This window comes from Clostridium ihumii AP5 (assembly GCF_000612845.1).
In the GTDB taxonomy this organism is placed as follows: Bacteria; Bacillota; Clostridia; order Clostridiales; family Clostridiaceae; genus Clostridium_J; species Clostridium_J ihumii.
In genome coordinates this window covers 210,416-236,945 of record NZ_CCAT010000085.1, presented here as the reverse complement: position 1 = coordinate 236,945, position 26,530 = coordinate 210,416, and the positions used below count along the sequence as shown (strand labels likewise).

Annotated in this window: 24 protein-coding genes, 1 tRNA gene and 1 riboswitch; of the genes, 16 read left to right on the top strand and 9 right to left on the bottom strand. The window is 27.3% G+C overall.

What is annotated here, in order from left to right; translation table 11 throughout:
* Nucleotides 1-250 (top strand): hypothetical protein (locus BN346_RS19065; RefSeq protein ID WP_040330660.1); only part of this gene is annotated, 250 nt, incomplete at its 5' end.
* A gap of 439 nt (nucleotides 251-689) precedes the next feature.
* Nucleotides 690-1,988, top strand: a complete 1,299-nt coding sequence (locus BN346_RS19060) for a DEAD/DEAH box helicase (RefSeq protein ID WP_040330690.1) — start codon at nucleotides 690-692, stop codon at nucleotides 1,986-1,988.
* A gap of 252 nt (nucleotides 1,989-2,240) precedes the next feature.
* Here BN346_RS19060 and BN346_RS19055 read toward each other — a convergent pair.
* Nucleotides 2,241-2,316, bottom strand: a tRNA-Met gene (locus BN346_RS19055).
* 571 nt (nucleotides 2,317-2,887) lie between these two features.
* Between BN346_RS19055 and BN346_RS19050 the strand changes: the two genes are divergently transcribed.
* The gene (locus tag BN346_RS19050; protein ID WP_040330659.1) at nucleotides 2,888-3,190 is read left to right on the top strand and encodes a hypothetical protein; all 303 of its coding nucleotides are present in this window, start codon (nucleotides 2,888-2,890) and stop codon (nucleotides 3,188-3,190) included.
* A 56-nt stretch (nucleotides 3,191-3,246) separates the two neighbouring features.
* On the opposite strand, the gene BN346_RS19045 is transcribed toward BN346_RS19050, so the two are convergent.
* On the bottom strand, nucleotides 3,247-3,711 hold the full coding sequence (locus BN346_RS19045; protein ID WP_040330657.1) for a DUF3887 domain-containing protein: 465 nt from the start codon (nucleotides 3,709-3,711) through the stop codon (nucleotides 3,247-3,249).
* A gap of 351 nt (nucleotides 3,712-4,062) precedes the next feature.
* On the opposite strand from BN346_RS19045, the gene BN346_RS19040 reads away from it, so the two are divergent.
* The 8 genes from BN346_RS19040 to BN346_RS19000 all read left to right on the top strand — a co-directional run bounded on the left by BN346_RS19040 (nucleotide 4,063) and on the right by BN346_RS19000 (nucleotide 13,901).
* Nucleotides 4,063-5,835 carry a sigma-54-dependent Fis family transcriptional regulator gene (locus tag BN346_RS19040; protein WP_040330656.1) on the top strand — a complete coding sequence of 591 codons (1,773 nt, stop codon included), beginning with the start codon at nucleotides 4,063-4,065 and terminating at the stop codon, nucleotides 5,833-5,835.
* A 469-nt stretch (nucleotides 5,836-6,304) separates the two neighbouring features.
* Nucleotides 6,305-7,603: a proline reductase-associated electron transfer protein PrdC gene (gene prdC, locus BN346_RS19035; protein ID WP_040330655.1), complete on the top strand. Its 1,299-nt coding sequence runs from the start codon at nucleotides 6,305-6,307 to the stop codon at nucleotides 7,601-7,603.
* 415 nt (nucleotides 7,604-8,018) lie between these two features.
* Complete coding sequence (gene prdA / locus BN346_RS19030) at nucleotides 8,019-10,106, top strand: D-proline reductase (dithiol) proprotein PrdA (RefSeq protein WP_040330654.1); 2,088 nt, start codon at nucleotides 8,019-8,021, stop codon at nucleotides 10,104-10,106.
* A 28-nt stretch (nucleotides 10,107-10,134) separates the two neighbouring features.
* On the top strand, nucleotides 10,135-10,401 hold the full coding sequence (locus BN346_RS19025; protein ID WP_040330652.1) for a CBO2463/CBO2479 domain-containing protein: 267 nt from the start codon (nucleotides 10,135-10,137) through the stop codon (nucleotides 10,399-10,401).
* Nucleotides 10,394-11,119: a D-proline reductase (dithiol) protein PrdB gene (gene prdB / locus BN346_RS21270; protein ID WP_081771077.1), complete on the top strand. Its 726-nt coding sequence runs from the start codon at nucleotides 10,394-10,396 to the stop codon at nucleotides 11,117-11,119. The genes BN346_RS19025 and prdB overlap by 8 nt, the downstream gene beginning before the upstream one ends.
* A 499-nt stretch (nucleotides 11,120-11,618) precedes the next feature.
* The gene (gene prdD, locus BN346_RS19010; protein WP_040330649.1) at nucleotides 11,619-12,377 is read left to right on the top strand and encodes a proline reductase cluster protein PrdD; all 759 of its coding nucleotides are present in this window, start codon (nucleotides 11,619-11,621) and stop codon (nucleotides 12,375-12,377) included.
* Nucleotides 12,378-12,418: 41 nt separating this feature from the next.
* Nucleotides 12,419-12,889 (top strand): glycine/sarcosine/betaine reductase component B subunit, encoded by a 471-nt coding sequence (locus tag BN346_RS19005; RefSeq protein WP_040330648.1) that lies wholly within the window; start codon nucleotides 12,419-12,421, stop codon nucleotides 12,887-12,889.
* A gap of 4 nt (nucleotides 12,890-12,893) precedes the next feature.
* Nucleotides 12,894-13,901, top strand: coding sequence for a proline racemase (locus BN346_RS19000; protein WP_040330647.1), 1,008 nt, complete (start codon nucleotides 12,894-12,896; stop codon nucleotides 13,899-13,901).
* Nucleotides 13,902-13,953: 52 nt separating this feature from the next.
* Here BN346_RS19000 and BN346_RS21820 read toward each other — a convergent pair whose 3' ends face one another.
* Nucleotides 13,954-14,097 carry a hypothetical protein gene (locus BN346_RS21820; RefSeq protein WP_158644519.1) on the bottom strand — a complete coding sequence of 48 codons (144 nt, stop codon included), beginning with the start codon at nucleotides 14,095-14,097 and terminating at the stop codon, nucleotides 13,954-13,956.
* Nucleotides 14,098-14,306: 209 nt separating this feature from the next.
* A riboswitch (cobalamin riboswitch) is annotated at nucleotides 14,307-14,488 on the top strand.
* A gap of 720 nt (nucleotides 14,489-15,208) precedes the next feature.
* Between BN346_RS21820 and BN346_RS18995 the strand changes: the two genes are divergently transcribed.
* Both BN346_RS18995 and BN346_RS18990 read left to right on the top strand, forming a co-directional pair.
* Nucleotides 15,209-16,066, top strand: a complete 858-nt coding sequence (locus tag BN346_RS18995; protein ID WP_040330646.1) for a YitT family protein — start codon at nucleotides 15,209-15,211, stop codon at nucleotides 16,064-16,066.
* A gap of 87 nt (nucleotides 16,067-16,153) precedes the next feature.
* Complete coding sequence (locus BN346_RS18990; RefSeq protein ID WP_040330644.1) at nucleotides 16,154-16,435, top strand: cysteine-rich small domain-containing protein; 282 nt, start codon at nucleotides 16,154-16,156, stop codon at nucleotides 16,433-16,435.
* Nucleotides 16,436-16,491: 56 nt separating this feature from the next.
* Here the strand turns inward: BN346_RS18990 and BN346_RS18985 are convergent, their stop codons facing one another.
* The 3 genes from BN346_RS18985 to BN346_RS21060 all read right to left on the bottom strand — a co-directional run bounded on the left by BN346_RS18985 (nucleotide 16,492) and on the right by BN346_RS21060 (nucleotide 18,294).
* A complete protein-coding gene (locus tag BN346_RS18985) occupies nucleotides 16,492-17,367 on the bottom strand; it encodes a polysaccharide deacetylase family protein (protein ID WP_040330643.1) in 876 nt (291 codons plus the stop codon).
* A gap of 23 nt (nucleotides 17,368-17,390) precedes the next feature.
* Complete coding sequence (locus BN346_RS18980) at nucleotides 17,391-17,657, bottom strand: hypothetical protein (RefSeq protein WP_040330642.1); 267 nt, start codon at nucleotides 17,655-17,657, stop codon at nucleotides 17,391-17,393.
* Between the two features lie 460 nt (nucleotides 17,658-18,117).
* Nucleotides 18,118-18,294, bottom strand: coding sequence for a DUF1540 domain-containing protein (locus BN346_RS21060; protein ID WP_074432744.1), 177 nt, complete (start codon nucleotides 18,292-18,294; stop codon nucleotides 18,118-18,120).
* Nucleotides 18,295-18,554: 260 nt separating this feature from the next.
* On the opposite strand from BN346_RS21060, the gene BN346_RS18975 reads away from it, so the two are divergent.
* On the top strand, nucleotides 18,555-18,797 hold the full coding sequence (locus tag BN346_RS18975; protein ID WP_040330640.1) for a FeoA family protein: 243 nt from the start codon (nucleotides 18,555-18,557) through the stop codon (nucleotides 18,795-18,797).
* A 15-nt stretch (nucleotides 18,798-18,812) separates the two neighbouring features.
* Nucleotides 18,813-20,933 carry a ferrous iron transport protein B gene (feoB, locus tag BN346_RS18970; protein WP_040330639.1) on the top strand — a complete coding sequence of 707 codons (2,121 nt, stop codon included), beginning with the start codon at nucleotides 18,813-18,815 and terminating at the stop codon, nucleotides 20,931-20,933.
* A gap of 71 nt (nucleotides 20,934-21,004) precedes the next feature.
* On the opposite strand, the gene BN346_RS18965 is transcribed toward feoB, so the two are convergent.
* The 3 genes from BN346_RS18965 to atoD are packed head-to-tail and all read right to left on the bottom strand — an operon-like array spanning nucleotide 21,005 to nucleotide 22,621.
* On the bottom strand, nucleotides 21,005-21,298 hold the full coding sequence (locus BN346_RS18965; protein ID WP_040330638.1) for a late competence development ComFB family protein: 294 nt from the start codon (nucleotides 21,296-21,298) through the stop codon (nucleotides 21,005-21,007).
* Nucleotides 21,299-21,305: 7 nt separating this feature from the next.
* Nucleotides 21,306-21,965 (bottom strand): 3-oxoacid CoA-transferase subunit B, encoded by a 660-nt coding sequence (locus tag BN346_RS18960; RefSeq protein ID WP_242838458.1) that lies wholly within the window; start codon nucleotides 21,963-21,965, stop codon nucleotides 21,306-21,308.
* 2 nt (nucleotides 21,966-21,967) lie between these two features.
* Entirely contained in the window at nucleotides 21,968-22,621 is a 654-nt protein-coding gene (gene atoD / locus BN346_RS18955; RefSeq protein ID WP_040330636.1) for an acetate CoA-transferase subunit alpha, read from the bottom strand.
* Between the two features lie 495 nt (nucleotides 22,622-23,116).
* On the opposite strand from atoD, the gene addB reads away from it, so the two are divergent.
* Nucleotides 23,117-26,527: a helicase-exonuclease AddAB subunit AddB gene (gene addB / locus BN346_RS18950; protein ID WP_040330635.1), complete on the top strand. Its 3,411-nt coding sequence runs from the start codon at nucleotides 23,117-23,119 to the stop codon at nucleotides 26,525-26,527.
* The last annotated feature ends 3 nt before the right edge of the window (nucleotides 26,528-26,530 follow it).

Genomic DNA, 26,530 nt, shown 5'->3' with positions numbered 1-26,530 from the left:
AGAAAAAGAAACAGGAATAAAAAGAAGTTCATTCCTAACAAAAGCAGATCATGGAGTAAAAACACCAAAAGCATTATTCATACTACTAACAGGAATATACACAGAAAAAACAACATATGAAATTGGACATATACTAGAAGACATGTCCATAGAAGAAGTAAATGCCCTAAGCAACGAAGGCATTCATTTAGTACTACATGAAAATAAATACAAAAACATAATTGAAAAATTTTATAGTGAAAACAAATAACAAAAAATTTTTGATAAAATCACTATGATATAAATTTTTACATAGAAAGTGGACAAGCAATTAAAAAACTCAATATTATGTATAAAATTAGTCTAAAAAAGCATAAAAACACATGACTATATCTAAAATAATTAATTAAAACTATCAATAAAAGTGACGGTCATCAATAAGTAGTGACAAAACAAGTGACAGTCATAAAATAAAATTATAAGTAGTGACAAAATAAGTGACAGTCATAAAATAAAATTGAAAAAGTATAGAATAAATATGACTGTCACCTTTATAAGGGGATTTGAGTGAAAGTAAAGTTATTTTTAAATGTATGCTTTGGTGTGGTATAATTATATTTTATGATATGAGCGTATTAAAAAAGATAAGAATAAACAAATTGCGTATTAGAGAGCAAAATATTAAAATGAGTTACTTACGAAGGAGAAAAATGTTATTTGAAAATTTAAATATAATAGAACCAATAAAAAGAGCATTGGAAGATGCAGGTTATAAGGAACCTACATTGATACAAGAAAAGTCTATTCCAATAGGGTTAAAAGGATTAGATTTATTAGGTTGTGCACAAACAGGAACAGGTAAGACGGCAGCATTTGCAATTCCAGTGTTACAGAACATAATTAATGAAACACAAGAAAAAGATACAAATAAGAAGAGTATAAAGGCATTAATATTAGCACCTACTAGAGAATTAGCTATACAAATTGGAGAAAGTTTTGAGATGTATAGTAAATACACGAATGTGAAGAGTGCAGTGATTTTTGGGGGGGTATCTCAGAATCCACAAGTAAAAGTATTAAAAGAAGGTGTTGATATATTAATTGCAACACCAGGAAGACTTATAGATTTAATTAATCAAAAATTTATTAAGTTGGATAACGTAAAACACTTTGTTCTTGATGAAGCTGATCGTATGCTTGATATGGGAATGATACATGATGTAAAAAGAATAATAACTAAGATGCCAAATAAAAGACAAAACATGTTATTTTCAGCAACTATGCCAAAGGAAATAAGAAATTTAGTAGAGTCTATTTTAAAGGATCCAGTTAAAGTTGAAGTTGCTCCAGTTTCATCTACAGTAGATACTATTTCACAAGGTGTATATTTTGTAGCAAAAAAAGATAAGAAAAATTTATTAATTGATATACTTAAGGATGAGTCAATAAAATCACTTTTGGTATTTTCAAGAACAAAATATGGAGCTAATAATATAACAAAACAACTTGCAAAGGCTGGTATTGAAGCATTAGCTATACATGGTAATAAGTCTCAAAATGCTAGACAAATTGCATTAAATAGTTTTAAAGATGGAAGTATAAGAGTGTTAGTTGCAACGGATATAGCTGCTAGAGGAATTGATGTTGAAGATTTATCATATGTAATAAATTATGACTTACCAGAAGTGCCAGAAACTTATGTTCATAGAATTGGACGTACTGGAAGAGCTGGACATAATGGTGCTGCATTTTCATTTTGTGATTCTGAAGAAAGAAAGTACCTTAGAGATATTGAGAAGGTTATAAAACAATCAATACCAGTTATAGAGTCGCATAAATACACAGAGGAATTACCTAAAGAAGTTAGAGAAATTCCAAAAGTAGAAAGAAATAAATCAGAAAGAGGTCACAATAATAATAGTAAAAATAACAAGAGTAACAAAAATGGACGAATTGGAAGAAACAATTGGTCACATAAAAGAAAATCAAAAAATAAATCCAATAATTAAAATAGTTATATAAATAAAATATAGCAAATTTCTAGTTATAGAGAATTGCTATATTTTTTTTATTTATGATTTGAAAGCAAATTTCAACCTTTACAAATTAATGGAATGTATTTAATTAGGTTATCTAAGTATATTGAAAAAGAAGAAATGACAATAGTTTTAGTTAAGAAAAAATAAATTTGTTTGTTGAAATGAATAATTAATGTTTTTAAGCATGAAAAAAGATTCTATATAAATTATAGAATCTTTTTTTGGTTGCGGGAGCAGGACTTGAACCTACGACCTTCGGGTTATGAGCCCGACGAGCTACCAACTGCTCCATCCCGCGATATTAAATTCTTAAGGGATTTCCTTAAGCTATGTTGTAAGTATAGTCGTATTATATATATAAGTCAATGGTATTTAGAAAAATAAAATTATATTTATTTTTTAAAAAGATAAATATAATTTTATTTTTCTAAATATTAGGGAAATATATAGGCGTATATAACTGTTAAAAAACTATTTTCTTAAACCAACTTTTAGATATTCTAACTTTATTGGGCATTTTAGCATCATGTCCAATACACTGAATTTAGTAAGATAAGACTATAAACTTTAATTGTGAAAGAAAATGTAACAGTAATAAAAGTAAGAAGTTAGAATTAATTTATGCAGCATGAGATTTCAAAATATAATTAGAATTTTTTAAATTTATAAATTTGTGCACATTTTCAGAAAAATTATCCACAGTATTTATGATAAATATAACTTTTATATAAATACTGTGGATAATTTTTGGGGATTTATTAGATTATGTAGATAATAAATATGGTTATGTAATTTAATAATATAATGTATAATTCAAAGTGTAATGTTTAAAATAAAAAAATGAGTACAGTTTATAAGGACGTGAAAAAATGGCTAAGAAGAATAGTATAAATAATGATTTTTTAAAATCAGTTAGGAATAATCTGTCACCCAAAGTATATGATTTAGTATTGAAACTTGTTAATGAGAATAGAGAAGATATGGCTAAAATAGTGCTAAAAGTAGATTATCTTTTAGAATATACTAGTAATTGTATTAAAGCAAGAGATTATGATGAAGCAAGAGAAACTTTAGACGGTGCTAGAAAAAGAATCGACATGTTAAAAAATGAGGGTGAAGATGTTTCGTATCTAGAGTATTTATATGAAGGTATAAATAAAAAGTGTAAATAAAAAGTGTAAATTAAAGTCCAGTGACACATGTTACTGGACTTTAATTTTACGATATATTAAGATTTTTTATTTTCTTTTTTTAATTCTTTTGCTGCTTTTTGAAGTCCTTTAGATTGATATAAAATGCCTTCTACTTTATGATTTTCATCATTTTCTTTATAAACTACTGATATAAGAACATTATTTTCTTTTGCAAAATTTGCTTTATATAATGCACGAACATATCCATCTTTAGTTTCACCTTTAAAGAATTCATGAGATTTGTAAGCACCAAGAGTATTGGAAATTAAAGTTGCTTGCTCATCAAAAGTTTCCTTAGAAAAGGTCTTTTTCATTTCATCGCTAAAGTAGGATTCTATTTTGTTATAATCTTTTTTATCCATAGCAGTTATAACCTTACTAGCTATGTCATTAGAATAGTTTTGTAATGCTTCTGTATCCACTTTTTCTCCACAAGCAGTAAGTGAAAGTGTTATTAAAAAAGTAGAAAGAATAATTATAGATTTTTTAATAAATTTCATTATATACACCTCTAATTTCTATTAAAATATTATATAAATTAATATTTTATATTATTTAACAAATTTATATTAGCTATTATAAGATTAATACAAGTGTTTTTATTATGGTCAAATTTACTAATATATATGAATAAATATAATTTGAATTAGAAAAATTAGACTATTTAATTTATTATAACAAAATTTAATAAATATTACCTTAATAAAATTGGAACATAATTCAATAAAGACAGTTAAGATATTCAAATTAAGAGGAAATTAATAAAAGTTATGGATAATTGAATATATAACTGGTGTTAGGTATAATTTAGGAGAGAATTATAAATATTTTTATGGATAAAAGGTGGAAATATGAATTTAGAAGAGTTGTTATATAAAGCTAAAGATATTATGAGTAAAAATGTTGTAAAGGTTTTTACTCATGATAATGTTAAGTACGTTTGTAATTTAATGGTGAAAAACAATTTGGATGAAACAATAGTTATAAATGAAGTTAATAAATTAGAAGGAATTTTTACACGTAATGATTTAGCAGAGGTAGAAAGAATTTTTGCAAAAAAAGGAGATAAGTCTATATTCAATGAAAAGATTATAAATTATTGCACTAAAGATGTAATAACAGTAAGTCCTAATGATTATGCAAGAGATATTCGGGATATGATGATTGAAAAAGAAATAGGACGTGTACCAGTTGTAGAAGATAATAAGGTAATTGGTGTATTAACAAGCAATAATTTAAGAGATAGTTTTTATTTAAAAATAGATGAAATGTTTACTTTGCAGAATAATATTTTAAGCAATATTCATGAAGCCATTTGTATATGTGACACAAAGGGTAAGGTTATGTATTGGAATAAAAGTGCAGAGAAGTTATATGGTTTAAAGGCGGAAGATATAGTTGGGGAAAGTGTTAGAAAGCATTTTAACAACCCAATTATACCTAAAGTTTTAAAAGAAGGTAAAGCTATTGAAAATATTGAACACCAGCCTATGAGGGGGAAGTCAGTAATTTTAAGTGTTGTACCTATATTTAATAATCAAAATGAAATGATTGCTGTAGTGTCAACAGATAGAGATGTTACCGAAGTGGTTTCATTGTCTGAAAAATTAGAAAATGCAAATGCAAAAGTTGAGGCATTAAGTAAGGCTTATAGTAAGGAGTTTTCTAATAATTATACTTTTTCATATATAGTTGGGAAAAGCAAAAAAATAATGGATTCTATATTATTAGCGCAAAAAGTTGCACCAAGTACAGCATCGGTTTTAATAACTGGTGAAAGTGGGACAGGCAAAGAAGTTTTTGCAAAATCCATACATGAGGCTAGTGGAAGGAGCGGGCAATTTGTTGCTGTAAATTGTAGTGCTATTCCAGAAAATTTATTAGAAAGTGAATTGTTTGGGTATGTAGAAGGTGCATTCACGGGTGCTGTGAAAAAAGGAAAAATGGGTATGTTTGAATTTGCAAATAATGGTACATTATTTTTAGATGAGATAGGAGAAATGCCTATAGGGATGCAAAGTAAGTTATTAAGAGTGCTACAAGATGGTGTTATTCATAGATTGGGCAGTGAAAAAATTATTCATACCAATACAAGAATTATAGCGGCAACTAATAAAGATTTGAAAAAAGCAATAAAAAATAATGAATTTAGAAGTGATTTGTTTTATAGATTAGCAATTGTTCAAATTGAATTACCTTCACTAAGAGAAAGGAAAGATGATATTAAAGAATTTATAGATATTTTTATAAATCAAAGTTCGAAAAAAGAAAATATAGAAATAAGTTCAATAGATGAAGAGATATATAATATATTGTGTAATTATAAATGGGAAGGTAATATAAGAGAATTAAAAAATGTTGTTCAAAGAATGGTAGTGTTATCAAATAATAAAAGGGTAACGGTAAATAGTATACCAGAATATATATTAGAATATTTTTATGGTAGATCTAAAGAAGATACAGTTATAGATTATTATAACTTGGATGAAAGAGTTAAGGCTTTAGAAATGGAACTTATTAGAGATGTCATGGAAAGTACTAATGGAAATAAAGCAAAAGCTGCTGAAATTTTAAGAATAAAAAGAAGCACATTATATTATAAGTTAAGCCAATATGATTTATAAATAAAAATATCCTGTTTTGGGGTGTGCAAGTTGTTGATAAAAAACTCGTATACCTTAATAGTAGAATGTACTCAAGAATGTTTTACTATAGTTTACAGGATATTTTTTATTTGTAAATTTAATAGAACGGAGCTTAATGATAAAAGTGTCAAAAAAATAACAGATATGTCAAAAAAATAACACATACATAAAATGACAGTATATCAATTGAAAAATAGAAAGTATATACATGAGAAGAAGAAAAAGTGACTAAATTTTGACATTTATTCAAATATGTATTTGAATAAATAAAAGTTTTAAAATTTACAAAAGTGTTAATTTTGTTGCATTAAAGTAAACGTTTCAATGAAATTTAACAAGGTTGGCACAGTAGTTGCTTATATATTATTTATAGAAAGTTATTAAAACTTTAATGTTAATAATATATAAATTTATGAGTTGTTATATCAATACTCAAGGGGGAGAAAAAATGACTACTATGGTTAAATTTCCTTTAAAAATGCACATAGGAGCTAATTGTGAACCTATTGTTAAATTAGGACAGTTAGTTAAAAGAGGAGAATGTATTGCAGCTCCTAATAATGGTCTAGGTGCTAAGATACATACAAGCATTAATGGAGAAATAAAAGAGATAAATGAGAATGAAATAGTAATCTTAAAGGGTGAAAATCAAAGCACTGATTATGTAAAGATAAAAGAATGTAATAGCATCAAAGAATATGTGTTTGAAGCTGGAATTGTTGGAGCTGGTGGAGCTGGATTTCCAACTCATGTTAAGTTAAATGCAGAAATTCCAGATGGTTGTATAATAGCAAATTGTGCAGAATGTGAACCGCTTTTAAAACACAATATAAAACTTTTAGAGGAAAATCCTCAAGAAGTAATAAAAGGAATAAAATATGCAATGGAAGCAACTAAAGCACCAAAGGCATATATAGGAATAAAATCTAAAAATAAAGATGCAATAGAATCAATAAAAAAAGCATTAGTAAATGAAGAAAATATAGAAATAAAAGAGCTTAAAGATATATATCCAATGGGAGAGGAAAGAGCATTAATACATTCAGTATTAGGTGTATGGTTAGAGCCAACACAACTTCCATTAGAAGCAGGTGCTGTAGTTTTAAATACAGAAACACTTGCAAATATAAAAAGAGCAGTTGAAGATAGAAAACCAGTTATAGATAAAGATATAACTATAGCAGGAAAATTAAAAGATACAGAAAGTAGAATATTTTTCAATGTTCCTATTGGAACAAAGATTGAAGAACTTGTAAATGAATGTGGTGGAATTGATGGAGAATATGGCGAATTAGTTATTGGTGGACCTTACACTGGAAAATCAGCAAAACTTGAAGAAGCTATAGTAACAAAGATTTCTGGAGGAGCAATAGCAACAATAGAGTTCCCAGAGTTTAAGGGAAATGTAGGTCTTTTAGTTTGTGCATGTGGTGCAAATGAAGATAGACTTAGAGATATTGCTTCAAAAATGCATTCAAATGTAGTTTCTGTAATGGATTGTAAGAATATAGTTAAAATAAAAGGTGCTAATAAATGCAAAACTCCTGGAGATTGTCCAGGACAAGCAGCCGTAGTAATGCAATTTAAAAAGGATGGAGCAGAAAGAATAATAATATCAAATTGTAGTGATTGTTCTAATACTGTTATGAATTCTGCACCAAAATTAGGGTTACCAGTTTATCATCATACAGATCATGTATTTAGAACTGTTAATCATGAATTAACAAGAAGGTTAGAGATAGAATAAAAAAATAATGTGCTAAATAAAGCTTTATAAAGATATGGGTTCAAGTTTAAAAATTAAATTACTCTTATTTCAGTTGAGAAAGAGAAATTTTAAATATAGTACCAAAATTAACAATTAACCATGAAAACTATGGTTAGTAAGAATATTATAATGGGGAATTTATTCTCCAAAATAAACTTTTTATGGATAAATATTATATTAATTTTATTTGGAGTACAAATAAAACATTGTAGCGGGGATTTCAATCCCCGGTGATATTCATCATCATTATTAATTCATCATTGTTAATTGATTCCAAACATGATAATAAAATAAGCTGTAAGATTAGTAGTATCAATTGATAAATTTATTATTTTAAATTTGAACTTGTAACCCTATAGATTTAGATAACATGTATATAGTAGGAGGAAGAATTATGTCAATGAGCAAAGAACATGCAGAAGCTTTAAAAAATGAAGCGGCTGTTGTATGTTGTAGAACAGAAGCTGGAACTATAATTTCAGCAGATAACCTGGAAGATCCAGATATATTCCCAGATATGGTTGATTCAGGATTATTAAATATTCCGAGCAATAATTTAAAAGTTGGAGAAGTTATAGGTGCAAAACTTTTAAAAACTATAGATTCATTAACTCCAATAACACCTGATTTAGTAGAAGGTGCTAAAAAAATTGAAGGATCAGTAGAAGAAAAAGAAGTTTCAATAGATGAAAATGCTAAGGCTGTTTTAAAATTAAATAAAAAAGCTGGAGACACTATAAAATTAAGTGATTTAGAAAACCCTATGTACTTTGGACAATTAGAAGATTCATTACTTATAAAATTAGATGATAGTGTATTAACAGTGAAAGAAGCTATAGGAAAAGTTTTAAAAGTAGATGCTCCAGCATTAAGTACAGTATGTAAAAATATAGTTGAAGGTTATGAAGAAGAATGTTCTGCAGAACAAACAATAGTTTCTTCTGTAAGCAATGGAGTATTAAAAATAAAAATTGCTGAAGGAAAAGGTATTGATATAGAAGTTCCTCTAATGGCTGGAACAGTATCAAATTCAGTAGCAAAAGAAGTAATAAAAGAAGAAAAAATTAATGATTTAAAAGTTGAAAATAAAGAAGAAAAGAAAGCTGTATTAGAGCCTAGAGCTGTAAGAAGCTTAACTAAGAAACATTTTAAAATAGAGAAAGTTGAATTTGGAAAAGAAACTAAAATAGATGGAACAACATTATATATAAGAGAAAATATATGTGATGATGCAGTAAATGAAAGCGATTTAGTTAAATCAATAAAAATTGAAATAATAACACCAGATAAGTATCATACATATTCAGAAACAATTATGGACGTTCAACCAATAGCAACTAAAGAAGGAGAAGCTAAGGTAGGTAATGGAGTAACTAGAACTTTAGATGGAGTAATAGTTATGGTTACAGGAACAGATGTTGATGGAGTTCAAATTGGTGAATTTGGTTCTTCAGAGGGAATCTTAGATGAAAATATTCTTTGGAACAGACCAGGTGCTCCAGACAAAGGAGATATATTTATAAAATCAGAAGTTGTTATAGCTAGAGGAATGAACATGGAAAGACCAGGTCCATTAGCTGCACATAGAGCAACTGATTTTATAACACAAGAAATAAGAAATGCACTAAAAGTTGCAGACGAAAGCTTAGTTGTAGATACAGAAGAGTTAGTTGAATATAGAAGACCAGGTAAGAAAAAAGTTGTTATTGTTAAAGAAATAATGGGACAAGGTGCAATGCATGATAACTTAATATTACCACAAGAACCAGTAGGTGTTTTAGGTGGAAAACCAAATGTTGACCTTGGAAACGTTCCAGTTATGTTATCTCCACTTGAAGTTTTAGATGGTGGTATTCACGCATTAACTTGTATAGGACCTGCATCTAAAGAGTGTTCAAGACACTACTGGAGAGAACCACTTGTAACAGAAGCTATGAATGATGAGAATATAGATTTAGCAGGAGTTATTTTTGTTGGGTCACCACAAATAAATGCTGAAAAATTCTATGTTTCTGAAAGACTTGGAATGATCGTTGAATTTATGGATGTAGATGGTGCAGTAGTTACAACAGAGGGTTTTGGTAATAACCACATAGATTTTGCATCACATATTGAACAAATTGGTATGAGAGATGTTCCATGTGTTGGTATGTCATTCTGTGCAGTTCAAGGAGCTCTAGTTGTTGGAAATAAATACATGAAATACATGGTTGATAACAACAAATCAGAAGCTGGAATTGAAAATGAAGTTTTAGGATGTAATACTTTATGTAAAGAAGATGCATTAAGAGCTTTAGGAATGCTTAAATCAGCAATGCATGGAGAAGAAGTTAAAAAAGCAGAAAGAAAATGGAATCCAAATGTTAAAGCAAATAATTTAGAAGAAATAGAAAAAAGCTGTGATATAAAAATAGATAGAGCTTTAAATGAGACTTCAATACCAATGAGTCAAAAAAGATTAGAAAAATATTCTACAAAATAATATTTAAATCTATTTGTGAAAAGAGGATATAGATATGAAATATGGCGATAAGATTATAGAAATGCAAGGAATAATAGTTGAGATACAAGATGGAGCAGTAGCTATAGATTTGAAAGGTAGACTTGGATATATGAAGGTACCTATGAGAATGCTTATAACAGACTATCCTCTACAATTAGGACAAGAAGTAGGCTTTAATATGAGTTTCTTAGAAGTATTAAAAGAGGAGCCTAATGAAAAGTATGTAAGCAATATAGATAGAAAGAATAGAAAGGAAGGACAAAATAATGGATAAAACTGTAGTTAAAAATTTACAGTCAGAAATATTTGTACCTATAACACCACCACCAGTGTGGGCGCCGGTAACTAAAGAATTAAAAGATATGAAAATTGCTTTTGCAACAGCTGCAGGAGTACATTTAAAAAGTGATAAAAGATTTAATTTAGCAGGAGATTTCACTTTTAGAACTATACCAGGAGATGTAAAAACAGAAGATTTAATGGTATCACATGGTGGATATGATAATGCTGATGTAAATAAAGATATAAACTGTATGTTTCCAATAGATAGATTAAGGGAATTACAAAAAGAAGGATTTATAAAAGAGATAGCACCAACTCACATAGGATTTATGGGCGGTGGCGGAAACCAAGAAAAATTTAAGCATGAAACAGGTCCAGCTATAGCTAAAATCTTAAAAGATGAAGGGGTAGATGCTGTAGTATTAACTGCTGGATGAGGAACTTGTCATCGTTCTGCTGTATTAGTACAAAGAGCGATAGAGGAATCAGGGATTCCTACGATATGTATAGCTGCATTACCACCAGTTGTAAAACAAACAGGTACACCAAGAGCGGTAGCACCACTTGTACCAATGGGAGCAAATGCAGGTCAACCACACAACAAAGAAATGCAATTAGGTATTTTAAAAGATACATTAACTAAATTAGTAGAGATAGATAGTCCTGGAAAGGTTATATCTTTACCATATGAATATATAGCAAAAGTATAGTTTGAGTTTTAAGTATAATCTATTACTAAATATGTTAATTTATATATTTTAGTGTAGATTATACTTTTAATTAGGATTGTATAAAATTTAACAAAATAAAAATAGTAACTACATATAGGAATACAAGTTGAAACTTTAAGTTATTCATATTTCAGTTGAGAATTCTAATTAATTTAATTGAAAATGGAAAATTGAAAGTTGAAAATGAATGTAAAATTTGGATTTCCAATTTTAAAGAATGATTTTTTATCAAATTTGCAGAGCAAATTAGTTGAAAACAATATAAAAACGTAGTTTTTAAGCATTTCTATTTTTAGATATTAGGAACGAAGTGAGTAATATCAACTATAACTTTTCACTTTTTACTCTTAACTCTTACTTGGTTCCAAATATAAATATAGAAATAAATTGTAAGATTAGTAGTATCATTTGAGAAAGACATTACTTTAAATTTGGAACCCTATAGTAAAAAATTAAATTGTTTTTAAAGGAGTATAGTATGGACGAAGTTATAGAATTAAGAAAATTAGTTATTAAAACTTTTCATATTGAAAGTATAAAGTTTTCTGATGATACTAGAATTGATGGTAGAACTTTATATATTAAAAATAATATAGCTTTAAATAAATATAACAAAGATTTTATAAAGTGTTTAGAAGTTAATATTATAAATTCAAATGAAAGAAATATTTTTGTTAATTCCATACTAGACTTTGAGCCTATAGCAACTAAAGTTTTAGGTGAAATAGGAGAGGGGATAACTCATGTATTAACTGGAGTTACAGTTATGATTAATGGTAAAGATGAAAATGATGTACAGATTGCAGAGTTTGGAAGTTCAGAGGGAATATTAAAGGAACAAGTAATTTTTGATAGAGCAGGAACACCTTCAAAGGATGATATTATATTACAATTTAATGTAGTTTTAAATGCAGGTATGGGAGTAAAGAGGGAAGCAATAACAGAAATTCATAAAAGTTGTGACTTAATAGTTCAAGAAATAAGAGAAGTGCTTAAAAAGCTTAATGGAAATAACTGTAATGAAAGACATGAGTATTATGACAAGGTAAGAAAGAATCAGAAGAAAGTTTTAATTGTAAAGCAAGTTGCAGGACAAGGTGCAATGTATGACACAGGATTATTAGCGAGTGAACCAGGTGGAGCTATGGGAACTCATTCAATAATTGATATGGGAAATGTACCAGTTATATTGACACCTAATGAATACAGGGATGGTGCGTTAAGAGCTATGCATTAAAATTTTCGGAATCTTTTTAATAAGGTGTGGAGGGATTAAAAATGGGTGTAGGACCATCAACCAAAGAAACAACATTACATCATTTTAGAGATCCACTTGTTGATTTAGTTGATAAGGATTTAGATACTGATTTAATGGGAATAGTTATAGTGGGTACACCTCAAAGTAATAATGAAAAAATGTTTGTAGGAAAAAGAGTGGCTACATTGGCTGAAGCTATGAGAGCTGATGGAGTGATAATTTCAGTAGATGGATGGGGAAATAGTCATGTTGATTTTTCTAATACCATTGAAGAAATAGGAAAACGAAATATTCCAGTTGTAGGCATGAGTTTTGTAGGAGCTCAAGGACAATTTGTAGTTACCAATAGATATATGGATACAATAGTTGATTTTAATAAATCTAAAGAGGGAATTGAGACAGAGATTGTAGGAGAAAACAATATAACAACTTTGGATGCAAAAAAGGCATTAGCATTTTTAAAGTTAAAAATGAGAAAGATGGGGGAATAAAAAAATGAAAATAGCAAGATCTATTCAAGCCATAGATTCACATACAATGGGAGAACCAACACGTATAGTTGTAGGGGGAGTGCCAAGAATTCCAGGAAAAACTATGCCAGAGAAAAAGACATATTTAGAGGAACATATGGATAACCTAAGAACGGCAATTATGCTTGAACCAAGAGGACATAAAGATATGTTTGGTTCAATAATTACACAACCAACTAGAAGTGATGCTGATTTAGGAATAATTTTCATGGATGGTGGTGGATACCTAAATATGTGTGGACATGGATCTATTGGAGCAGCAACTGTTGCAGTAGAAACAGGAATGGTTGAAGTTACAGAACCATATACAAATATTGTATTAGAAGCACCAGCTGGACTTATAAAAGCAAAAGTTAAAGTTGAAGATGGAAAAGCTGTTGAAACATCTATAGAAAATGTACCAGCATTTTTGTATAAACAAGATGTAAAAATAAATCTACCACAAATTGGTGAAGTTACAGTAGATATAGCTTTTGGTGGAAGCTTTTTTATTTTAGTTAAGGCTGCTGATTTAGGAATAGAGATTGACGCTAAAAATTCTAATAAAATTACTGAAATAGGATTGCAAATAAGAGATATAGTAAACAGTACTATAGAAATAAAACATCCAACATTAGAACATATAAAAACAGCAGATTTAGTAGAAATTTATGGACCTGCTAAAAATCCAAAAGCGACATTACAAAATGTAGTAGTATTTGGAGCAGGACAAATAGATAGATCACCATGTGGAACGGGAACAAGTGCAAAAATGGCTACACTTTATGCTAAAGGATTATTAAAAGAAAATGAAGAGTTTGTTTATGAAAGTATACTAGGAACAATGTTTAGAGGAAAAGTTTTAGGAACAACTAAAGTTGGAGATATAGATGCTGTAATTCCAGAAATAACAGCAAGTGCATATGTAACAGGATTTAATCATTTTGTTATAGATGAAAGTGATCCTGTAAAATATGGATTTAAATTAGATTAAGTTTTTTTATATAAAAGGGGTAATAAGCATATTTTTATTATCCCTTTTTACATTAATTAAAGTTAAAAAATAAAATTCTAAGAAAATTAATTACTGTTACTATAATAAAAATTAAAAATACTACATTTAAGATTTTTTTCAATGCAATATCAATTTTACATAGTTTTTCATAGTTTAAGTTTTTTATGAAGTTCATATTTATGCCTCCTTGTTAAAAATACATACATATATTTGAAAAAATATATATACATTACAATAAATTTGCCATAAAAATATAACAGGTTAGTTAAACTTATATTTAAAGAAATATTATAAAATATAGTAGAAGATTTAAAAAATAAAAATTATTTGTTAAAATAAGTTGAAATATATTTAGAATACTGATACAATATGTTTGTCGAGAAAATTTAATAATTGGTTTTAGGTACCTTATTTTTAAGGTTTAATAGGGAAAGTGGTTAAAATCCACTACAGCCCCCGCTACTGTATACGAAGACGAAGCCGTAATATCCACTGGATTGATTTCTGGGAAGGATGGCTTAGGATGACGCGTGAGTCAGGAGACCTGCCTAAAATAGCATGGAGCTTCGGAGGGAAGTGTATACCATTGAGAAGACATATGAATTTGAAGTTCATATATTTTTAGAGTGGAATATTATATACATTTAATATAAAAAAGCCTTCGCAGATGCGGAGGCTTTTTATTTTGAAATCATATAAATTATATCTTCCTTATGATGAGTCCATATCGAAAAGTGCTAGCTAGTTATTATGCTTCAGCCTAAGTATTCCCGTGTATAAAAAATTAGAGTTAACCTTAAAAGAATAATAATAGTTTGCTTATATTAAAAAAGTCCTTAATTTTAACTCACGGCTGAAGCATAGTATTTATATAAAGATTTATGATTACACTTAAAGGTATAAATATGAATGTTCTTGAAATATTAACCCAAAATAATAATTTGCTTATATTATTTAAAAATTAAAAAGTCCTCGAATTTAGTTCAGACTTTAGGTGTAATATAAAATATATCAAGCATTATGCTTTAGCTCCCGAATATATTTGAGATTTAATATGATAAACATTGGAGTTTATTATAAAGTATCAACATTAAATTTAATAAACGAAGAAGTTTATTAAATAATTGCAGTGAATTAAATCTTAAATAAAACTAAAGCATAATGCAAATTTAATTTACATATTAAATTACTTTTATAATAACATAAAAAGGAAAATAAATATACACTATAATGTAAAAATTTTACTTAAAAGTATATTTTTATAAATAAAAGGGAGGAATCAAAAGATGAAAACATCAAAGAAAGAATTGCTATTAAAAATAGTAAAAATTATAATTGGTAGTATAATTTATGCTATAGCAATAAATGTATTTATTTCACCAAATAAGCTTTTAAGTGGAGGGATTGCAGGCATATCACTAATACTTCAGTATATAACAGATGTATCTTCAGGATATTGGGTCTTCATAATAAATTTACCTCTGTTTATAATAGGGTATAAATTTTTGAAAGACAAAGAATTTATATTTTTAAGTTTTATGGGAATGATTTCAATGTCAGGTGCATTGATAGCAACTAAAAATTTAGTTAATGGTTTAATAGTAGAAGATATAGTTATTGCAACATTATTCGGAGCTGTGATTAGTGGAATAGGAATGGGGATAATCTTTAGGCAGGGTGCATCACAAGGCGGAACGGATATTATAGCTATAATAATTAGGAGAAAAAATGGAGCAAAAATGTCTACTTTATATTTTGCATTAAATGGAGTAATTGTTGTTTTAGGTATTGTTGTAACAAGTTTAGAAGTAACACTATACACAATGGCATTAATGTATATTAAATCTATAGTTATTGATAAAGTAATTAATATGTTCAACAATAAGAAAATACTAATGATTGTTACTGAAAAGGAAGAGTTAGTATCAAAACAGATAATGGATAAAATAGGAAGAGGAACAACTTTTCTTTATGGAGAAGGTGCATATACTGGTATAAAAAGAAAGGTTATCTATTGTGTGGTAACAGAAAATGAATTAAATAAAGTTCAAAAACTTATAAAGGAAATTGATGAAAAATCATTAATATCAGTTTCAGAGGCATTAGATGTTCAAGGAAATGGCTTTTTGAAGGCGGCAATTTAATAACATAATTATATTAGATTATTTCTCTTGTCAGTGTTACAATAAAAAAGTAAGATTTAATTATTGTTTATAGGGGGAGAATAAAAAATGACTACAAATTATAAATTTTTTCAGCATAAAGATTGTGAGTATTTTCCATGTCATAAAGTAAAGGATGATAGTAATTTTAATTGCTTATTTTGTTATTGTCCATTATACTTTTTAGAAGATTGTGGGGGAAATAACAAAAATATAAGTGGAATAAAAGATTGTAGTAATTGTATGATACCACATTCAGAAAATGGATATGATTATATAGTTAAGAAAATAGTGGACGTTAATAATAAAAGAGTAGATGACTTCTTTAAAAAGAAAAAAGAAGAAGAATAGAAAAAGATTGTGTTTCAAAGTAACTAAACTTATATTGAAACACAATCTTTTTTATTTTAATTAACTTTAGTAAATTGAATTTTAACTGAATCATGAGATAAACTATCAAATATAAAACCTTGTGATTTTAAACCTTCAATTATTTCTGGTAACGCATTTACAGTAGTATCTTTTGGATCTAAATCATGCATTAATATATTGGCTGTATTTACTGAAGGAGTATTATTTAAAATACTTTTAACAATGATATCCTTTTTTTGTCTAAAAGCAGCAGCATCAGTTGAATCAATGTTCCAATCGAAGAAGGTATATCCAAGATCAGTCATTTTCTGAGCTAGATCAGGCATAAAGTTAGCATTGTTATTATAAGATTTATTTACTAAATTGTTAGAACCACCAGGAAATCTAAGAACTTTAGAAGGTTTTTTTCCTGTTATATTTTCAATAAAGTCATCTAATGCTTTTACATCTGCAATAAAGTTATCTTGATTTTTGTATATTTTTTTATAATTATGAGTAGCTGTATGATTAGCTATAACATGTCCACGATCACTAATTTCTTTATATATCTTATCCATATTGTCTTTTTTATTAACAAAGAAAGTAGCTTTTATATTATATTTATCAAGTATATCTAAGATTTTTAATGTATGATTAGATGGACCGTCATCAAAAGTTAAATATGCTCTTTTTGAAGTTTTAATTACTTCATTTATTTTAGCTTCATTTTGGGATATCTCATTTTTTAGCTTTTCATTTTCAGATAACAATTTAGTCTTTTCGGTTTGAATGCTTTCTATATTGCTTTCTAAAGTTTTATATTTAGATTTATTAAAAAATAGTTGAGATGTAAAATATATATTTATAAAAAAAACAACTAAAATAAGTCCGAGTAAAGATTTTATTATAAAAGAATTTCTTTTAGAATTCATTGTAAAATGTCCCCCTAAATAAATTAATTAGATAGAAAAGTTTTTAATTTTTCATCGATAGTTTTTTTGTTTTCATTAAGCTTTGAGTTTTCTTCTTTTAATTTAGAAATATCGTCATTTAGGACATTTACATCTTTATTAAGCAAGTCCACTTTTGTTGTATAATTCTTAATTTTATTTGATGTGAAAAAAGAAAAAAATACAGAAATTATTAGTAAAACACTTAATAAAATTATAGAATGAATTTGTTTTTTGTAAATTAATTTTCTATTACGTGATGATTTTGTCATTTAGAATTCTCCTTATGTAAATTAGATTATAGATTTAATTAGTAAGATGAAAATATTTTATATAAATTAAATCAAATATGTATATGGAAATAAGCTCAAGTTTAAAATTATTTTTAGATATAAATATACTTGTTAAAAAAAGTTGTTAATTTTAATATGCTTTTGAGCTAGTCTCGCTTGTAGTATCCAAGGTTTAAATTTAATAATTTTGAATATAAACTTTGGAATCTTATATAAAATAATATAAAATAATATAAAGTATATATATATAAAATATATGATAAATCTACACTTTAAATTATAAAATAAAAAAGGTAATCTTTTTTTACAAAGAAGTTACAATGTAAAATATCAAGCCTAATTTAAAATTAGGCTTGATATTTTTAATGAACAATTAAATTTTTACCATGATATTTACACTAATTATAAATTAAAATACTATTTAGTATTTTAAATATTATTAGTGTGAACAACAACAAGATTTTTTTTCAAAACTAGCACAATCTGTACATTCTATTTGTGTAGGATTAGACTCATGAGTACTAACATTTATTTGTGTTAATGTACAATAGTTTTCACTTCCATCGTGATGTTTACATTGATTTACAGTACATCCTATACTTTTATTTGCTGACATTTTAAAATCCTCCTTAATAATATAAATATTTTTTTATCACAGATATTTAATTTAATAATTTAGCGCTAAATTAATTTAATAATTTTGATAATAAATTTGTCATCAAAATCCTTACACAAATAGTATGGCAATTATAAAATTTTATATGTTGCATAAATTTTGGTTAATAAAAATAAAAAAATACAATTATGTAAAATAATCACTTATAAAAGAAAAAAACATAATATATATTAGAGAAATACTAAAAAAAGGAGAAAAAAATGGAGGAAAAAATAATAAAATTAAGTGATACAGATATTGGTGATGAAGTAATTATAAAAGAAATATTATCTACTGGACTTAATAAACAAAGGCTTCTAGATTTAGGATTTGTTCCAGATACAACTATATTTGTGTTAAGAGATTCTCCACTTGGTGAGCCAAGAGCATATTTTATTAGAGATACTTGTATAGCGCTTAGAAAAGAAGAAAGTGAAAAAATAATAGTATATAAGAAGCAATGATTATAGAGGTGTGAAATGGGGTTAACATTTAGTTCAACTAAAAAGGAAAGCTTACAAGATATTAAAATAGTAGAAAAAACAAAAGAAAATCAATTTGTGATTGCATTAGCAGGAAATCCTAATACTGGGAAAAGTACAGTATTCAATAGTCTTACCGGATTGCATCAGCATACAGGAAATTGGCCAGGAAAGACAGTAGTAAATTTTCAAGGAAATTTTAACTATAAGAAAGATGAATTTATATTAGTAGATTTGCCAGGAACATATTCATTACTTGCTACATCAGCAGAAGAAGAAGTGGCAAGAGATTATATATGTTTTGGAGAAGCAGATTTAGTAGTAGTAGTTTTAGATGCAACATGTTTAGAAAGAAATTTAAATTTATTGTTGCAAATAATGGAGATAACTTCTAATGTTTTGGTATGTGTAAATTTAATGGATGAGGCTAAAAAGAAAAATATAACTGTTAATATAGAGAAGTTATCAGAAATTTTGAAGGTACCAGTAGTATCTACTTCAGCAAGAAATGGAAAAGGTATCAATGAATTAAAAGAAGCAATTTATGAATATAGTAAAAAGGAAAACAATAATAATTTTAAAATTCAATATGATGATTTTATAGAAAAAGAAGTAGAAAGATTAGAATTAATTTTATCTAAAAAGTATAATGAATTAAATTATAGATGGATAGCATTAAGATTGTTAGATGGTGATAAGACAATAATAAATTCAATAAGAAAGTATGTAGATGAAAGTTTTTATATAGAGGATAAAGACTTAAGTAATGAAGTTGAATGTTTTATAAAATCAAACTCAAAAATAAGAGATGATATAGCAAAAAAGATATACAATGAATGCTTTGAAGTTTCTAATAAAGTAGTTGAAAAAAGTGGAAATAAAATATTGGAGCAACAAAAAATAGATAATATATTAACATCAAAAAAAACAGGAATACCAGTTATGTTAATATTTTTAACTATAATTTTATGGTTAACTATTCAAGGAGCAAATTATCCATCAGCATTACTTGCGTCTATGTTTGACTCTTTAGAGGTAAAATTATTACAACTATTTAATTATATAGGTGCACCTTTATGGCTTAAAAATATATTAGTGTTAGGATTATACAAAACAGTTGCATGGGTAATTTCGGTAATGTTACCACCAATGGCAATATTTTTTCCAATATTCACTTTGCTTGAAGATAGTGGGTATTTACCAAGGATTTGTTTTAATCTTGATAAAGCTTTTAAAAAAGCACATTGTCATGGAAAACAAGTATTAACAATGTGTATGGGATTTGGATGTAATGCAGCAGGTGTTATAGCTGCTAGAATAATAGATTCGCCAAGAGAACGGCTTGTTGCTATTTTGACAAATTGTTTTGTACCCTGTAATGGAAGATTTCCAACACTTATAGCATTATCTATGATATTTGTAGGTGGAACTTTTGCATCTAGTACAGCTGATTCTATGTTAGCAGCACTTATGGTAATGCTATTAGTAGTTTTAGGAATAGTTATAACATTAGTAGTTTCATATATATTATCAAAAACGATATTAAAAGGAATGCCATCATCATTCACATTAGAACTACCACCTTATAGAAAACCACAAATAGGAAGAGTTATATATACTTCAATTATAGATAGAACTATATTTGTTTTAGTTAGGGCTATAAAAGTAGCTGCACCAGCTGGCATAATAATATATGTGCTAAGTAATGTTATGATAGGTGATATGAGCTTAGTTGCGCATATAGCCAGTTTTTTAGATCCATTTGCAAAAGCGATTGGGTTAGATGGATATATATTAATGGCATTTATATTAGGACTTCCTGCCAATGAAATAGTACTACCGATATTAATAATGGGATATTTATCTAATGGGGTTATGACAGATTTTACAAGTTTAGATATGTTGAAAAATGTTCTAGTTAATAATGGATGGACTTATTTAACACTTTTAAATACCATGTTATTTTCATTATTACACTTTCCGTGTGCAACAACTATATTAACTATAAAAAAAGAAACAGGAAGCAGGAAATGGGCATGGTTTTCATTTATTATGCCTACCATAGTTGCTATAATAGTATGTTTTTTAACAGCAACTATATATAGAATTTTTGCATAGGATGTCATAATGACAATAAAAAGGACTGAGTTATCAGTCCTTTTTTATACTAACACATGAAATATAAAAATTTAATGATGAGGATTAGAAGAAACTTTTTCTATAGCTTGCATTACAGTACATGTAAGAGTAGCAAGTTCTTGTGGGTTTACTTGAAATGCAACTTTTGCATATACAGCCCCTGAATCGGAAGTCACATAATGGGGTTTAACATTATTGAGTGACAATGCCAGCATATCATTTATACATTTTTCACATTTACATATATCTTTATAATCCTCTAAAAGTTTATTTAGTAAACTGCTTACAATAATTTCAGCTACATTAAAAACACCAAGATTTCTTGAGTTTAAAGTAGAACACATTTAAACTTTAGATGTCCATTTTCTTAACATCATCAGGAATGATTAAATCTGCTAATGTAGCATTTTTAACATCCTCAATAGTAGCTTCAGGTCCAAGTTCTCTTAAAACAAGACCATCTTTAGTAACTTCCATAACTGCCATTTCAGTTATTATTAAATTTACTTGATGAGCTGCAGTTAAAGGTAAAGTACATTTTTTTAATATTTTTGGTCTTCCTTTAGCAGTATGTTCCATTGATACGATAACTTTTTTTGCACCAACAACTAAATCCATAGCTCCACCCATACCAGGAACCATTTTGCCAGGAATCATCCAGTTAGCAAGATTTCCTTCTTGGTCTACTTCTAGTGCTCCAAGGATAGTTGCATCAACATGTCCACCTCTTATTATAGAGAAAGACATTGAACTATCAAAGAATGCAGCACCAGGAACTACAGTAACAAATTGTCCGCCTGCATTTATTAAGTCCTTATCTTCTTTGCCTTCTTCAGGAGAAGAACCTATTCCTACGAATCCATTTTCAGATTGTAGAGTTATGTCAACTCCTTCAGGTATATAATTTGCAACAAGAGTTGGAAGTCCTATTCCAAGATTTACTACGTCTCCATCTTTAAGTTCTTTAGCAACTCTTTTTGCTATAATTTCTCTCATCATACTCTTATCCATGATTATTTATCCCCCTTTACGATGTAGTCAACAAAAAGACCAGGTGTAACAACTATGTTAGGGTCTAATTCTCCTGCTTTAACAAGAGTTTCTGCCTCTACGATTACAGTATCAGCAGCTGTTGCTATTAAAGGATTAAAGTTCCTAGTAGCTTCATGGTAATAAATATTACCTTTTTCATCTACTTTAGAACCGAATAATAAAGCGATGTCTGCTTTTAAAGGAAGCTCAAGTAAATATTCTTTTCCGTTAACAGTAAGCTTTTGTTTACCGTCTTCAATTATAGTTCCAAGACCAGTCTCAGTCAAGAAACCACCAAGACCAGCACCACCACATCTAATTCTTTCAGCTAATGTACCTTGAGGATTAAGTTCTACTTCCATTTCCTTTGTGTTCATTAGTCTTCCAGTTTCAGGATTAGTTCCAATATGAGAAGCAATAACTTTCTTTACTTGCTTATTAACAACTAATTTACCAATTCCTTTATCAGGATATCCAGTATCATTAGCGATGATAGTTAAATCTTTTACCCCTTTTTCAACTAGAGCATCAACTAATTTTTCAGGTGTACCAGCAGCTAAGAAGCCACCAATCATTACAGTCATGCCGTCTTTAATATGAGAAATTGCTTCCTCAATGTTAACAATTTTGTTCATAACACATACCTCCAAATTTTTACTAAGCATCTTCAAAACAATAGATTAGAGTATTAATTGTTATGTTAGGTGCATTAAGTAAAATCAAAATATATAAATATATTTTGACATAAGTATAAAATAATAAATTTATAGAAAATTTATTATTTTTAAACTATACTTAATAAATATACTATTCTATAAATATAATTAAAAATCCTTCTTTTATGTCAAATTTTATAAAAAAAATATTATATTTTTTAAAAACATAGTATTTCATTAAAAATAGATAAGGTAAGTAAATTAAACTAATGTCGAATAAGACAAGGATTTACAGCGAATTAGTACTGTTGTTTCTATAGAATTTAAAGATATAATTAGATAGAAACAATAATAGCTTTAGTTTATTTATATATTAAAATATAAATATTACAATTTGATAATTGTATGAGTTGAAGTTTAAAGGAAAGGTGGTGTTGTTGTTACAATAATACATATTATTGTAACAAGTATAGTATGACACTAAGATTGATATTAGGAAGAGCTGGTAGTGGTAAAAGTTATACTTGTATAGATGAAATAAAGAAAAGAAATAAAGAAAATAGTAAATCAAAGTTAATACTTTTAATTCCAGAACAGTTCTCTTTTAGAGCTGAAAAAATGCTTATAGAGAATATTGGTTGTACAGGAATAAATAATGTATTTGCACTTTCTTTTAAGAGACTTGCATATACAATATTTAATGAAGTGGGTGGTGTTACACATAATAATTTAACACCTACAGGAAAAGCAATTATAATAAATAAAATTTTAAATGAAGAGAGAGAAAATTTGAAAGTATTTTCTTTGTCAGCTAGAAAAAATGGATTTGTAGATACAGTTGTGTCTATGATAGATGAATTTAAAAATTATAATATTGCACCAGATGAGATTTCACTTTTAAAAGATAGTTTAAGTGAAAACCCATTACTGTGTGATAAGATTTCAGATACTGCACGTATATATGGAAGGTATAATTCCTATTTAGAAAAAGGATACTTTGATCCAGTAGATGATTTAAGTTATTTAAAATCTAAGATAAAGGAAAGTAGCTTTTTAGAAAATGCAGAAATTTGGATAGATGAATTCTATGGTTTTACGCCTCAACAATATGGAATAATAGAGGAATTATTAAAAAAATGTCCTAGAGTAAATGTAACATTACCTTATGGTGGGAAGAATAGTGTGATTTCAGAAAGTAATGATTTAGCTGAAAGTGATGCTTTTTATCCAGTATTCTATACAGAAAATCAACTGTTAAAAATAATAGCTGAAAATAATATAGGATATGATAAACCAGTAATACTAAAAGGTAATGATAAAAATAGTAACAATTATAGATTCAAAAACAATGATGAACTTGGGTATTTAGAGAAAAATTATTTTAATGTTTTAGCTAAAAAATATGATAATGAAGTAAATAATATAAAAGTATTTAAAGCAATGAACACTTATTCAGAAATTAAATATATAGCAAAAGAAATATTAAAATTATGTAGGGAAAAAGATTATAGATTTAAAGAGGTAGCTGTTATAGCAAGAAACTTGGAATCTTATGAAGACATAATAAAAGTAGTATTCTCAGAATACAATATCCCATATTTTTTAGATGAGAAAAAAGATATAAATACAAATCCTATAGTAATTTTAATAAAGTCAGTGCTAGAAATTTTAAGTAATAATTTTTCATATGAAACTGTTTTTAGATATTTAAAAAGTGGGCTTTTAGGAATAGATAAAGAAGAGATAGATTTATTAGAAAACTATGTTTTACAATATGGTATAAAAGGAAAGAAAAAATACTTAGATGATGAGTGTTGGAGTGATGAAAGATTAAGAGAATGTAAGCATAACTTTTTACTTCCAATATTAAACTTGAAAAGTAAAATAAAATCTAAAAATAAAATAGATGATATTTGTAAGTTTATATTTGAATACTTAGAGGAAATTAATTTAAAACAAACAATAGAATATGAAATTAAGAAATTGGAAGAAGAGAACAATTTAAATGCAGCCAGTGAATATAGTTCAATTTGGAATTTAATACTAGGATTATTAGATGAACTAGTTGAAATTTTAGGTGAGGAATTATTATCATTGGATGATTTTGTTGAGATATTTAATATGGCAATTTCTACTCATGAGATTGGATTAATACCTCCTACATTAGATAGTGTAACAATTGGAAGTATTGAAAGAATAAGAACAGAGGAATTAAGAGCTGTATATGTAATTGGTGTTAATGATGGTGTATTCCCAATGGCTACTATAGAAGAAGGAGTATTTAGTGATTTAGATAAAACTATATTAAAAGATAATGGAATAGTTTTATCTAAAGATACAAAAGCATTAATGTTTGAGGAACAATTTTTAATTTATGCAGCATTAACACTTCCAAGTGAAACTCTTTATATTTCATATCCTATTGCAGATTTTGAAGGTAAATCAATGAGGCCATCAATGATAATTTCAAGGATAAAAAGTTTATTTAATATAAATGAAAAAAGTGAAATCGTTGAGAGTTTAAAGGAAAAAGATATTGATGATATAGTAGCTAAAGTTCCAGCATTTAATGACATGATTATAGAAATAAGAAAATACTTAGATAGTGAAAAAATTTCAGAGGAATGGAAAGAAGTATATAGATATTTTAAAGATGACTTAGAATATCAATTGATTATAGATGGAATATTTGAGGGATTTTCATATAAAAATATTGCAAGTTCTATTAGTAAGGAAAAGGCTGAAAAACTATATGGTGATGGAAACTATTTTAGTGTATCAAAAATAGAAAATTATGTGCGTTGTCCATTTGGTTATTTTGTACAATACGGATTGAAGGCTAAAGAAAGAAAATTATATAGTTTTACTGCTCCAGATTTAGGTAGTTTTATGCATAGTGTTTTAGATAAATTTTCCAAACAAATAGAAAAAGAAGGCATAAAATGGAGTGATTTAAACTATGATGAGTGTAAAAATAGGGTTGAAAATATAGTAAATGTAATTATGAGTGAGGATAAAAACTTCATATTAAATAGTTCATACAGATATAGATATATAAGTGAAAGATTAAAAAGAGTTTTAATTAGAGTTGTATCTGTAATAGCTAAGCAGATTACTTTAGGATGTTTTGAACCGTCTGGATATGAAATATCTTTTGGATTAAACGATAGTGACTATCCGCCAATAGAAATAGAAATTTCAGATGGAAGAATTATAAAGCTCATAGGTAGAATTGATAGAATTGATAAATTAGTTGAGGGTAATCAAGCTTATTATAGAATAATTGATTATAAGTCAGGTATTAAAAGCTTTAAATTAAGTGATGTGTATTATGGTTTACAAGTACAACTATTAACGTATTTAGATGCAATATTAAATAATCAAGAGGCTAGAAATGAACATGCTAAAGCAGCTGGTGTACTATATTTTAAGTTAGATGACCCTATAATAAAAATAGATGAAAATGAAAGTGAAGAAAAAATAAGAGAACAGATATTAAAAGAGTTAAAGATGAATGGGTTATTACTTAAAGATGTAGAAATATTAAAAGATATGGATAAGACATTAGATGAAACTGGAAAATCACTTATAATACCTGCATCCATAAAAAAAGATGGTGAAATTTCATCTACATCAAGTGTTATATCAAGTGAGGGATTTAATACACTAAGGAAACATGTTAGAAATGAAATAAGCAAAAATTTTGAGAAAATGTTAAGTGGAAATATAGAAATTTCACCATGTAAGACAGATAGTGAAATTCCATGTGAGTATTGTAAGTTATCTTCAATATGTCAATTTAGCTTAGAATTTGAAGAAAACAAGTACAGAGTAATTGGTGGAAAAGATGATAAAGAAATACTTAAAATTTTGGAGGAGGATTAGAAA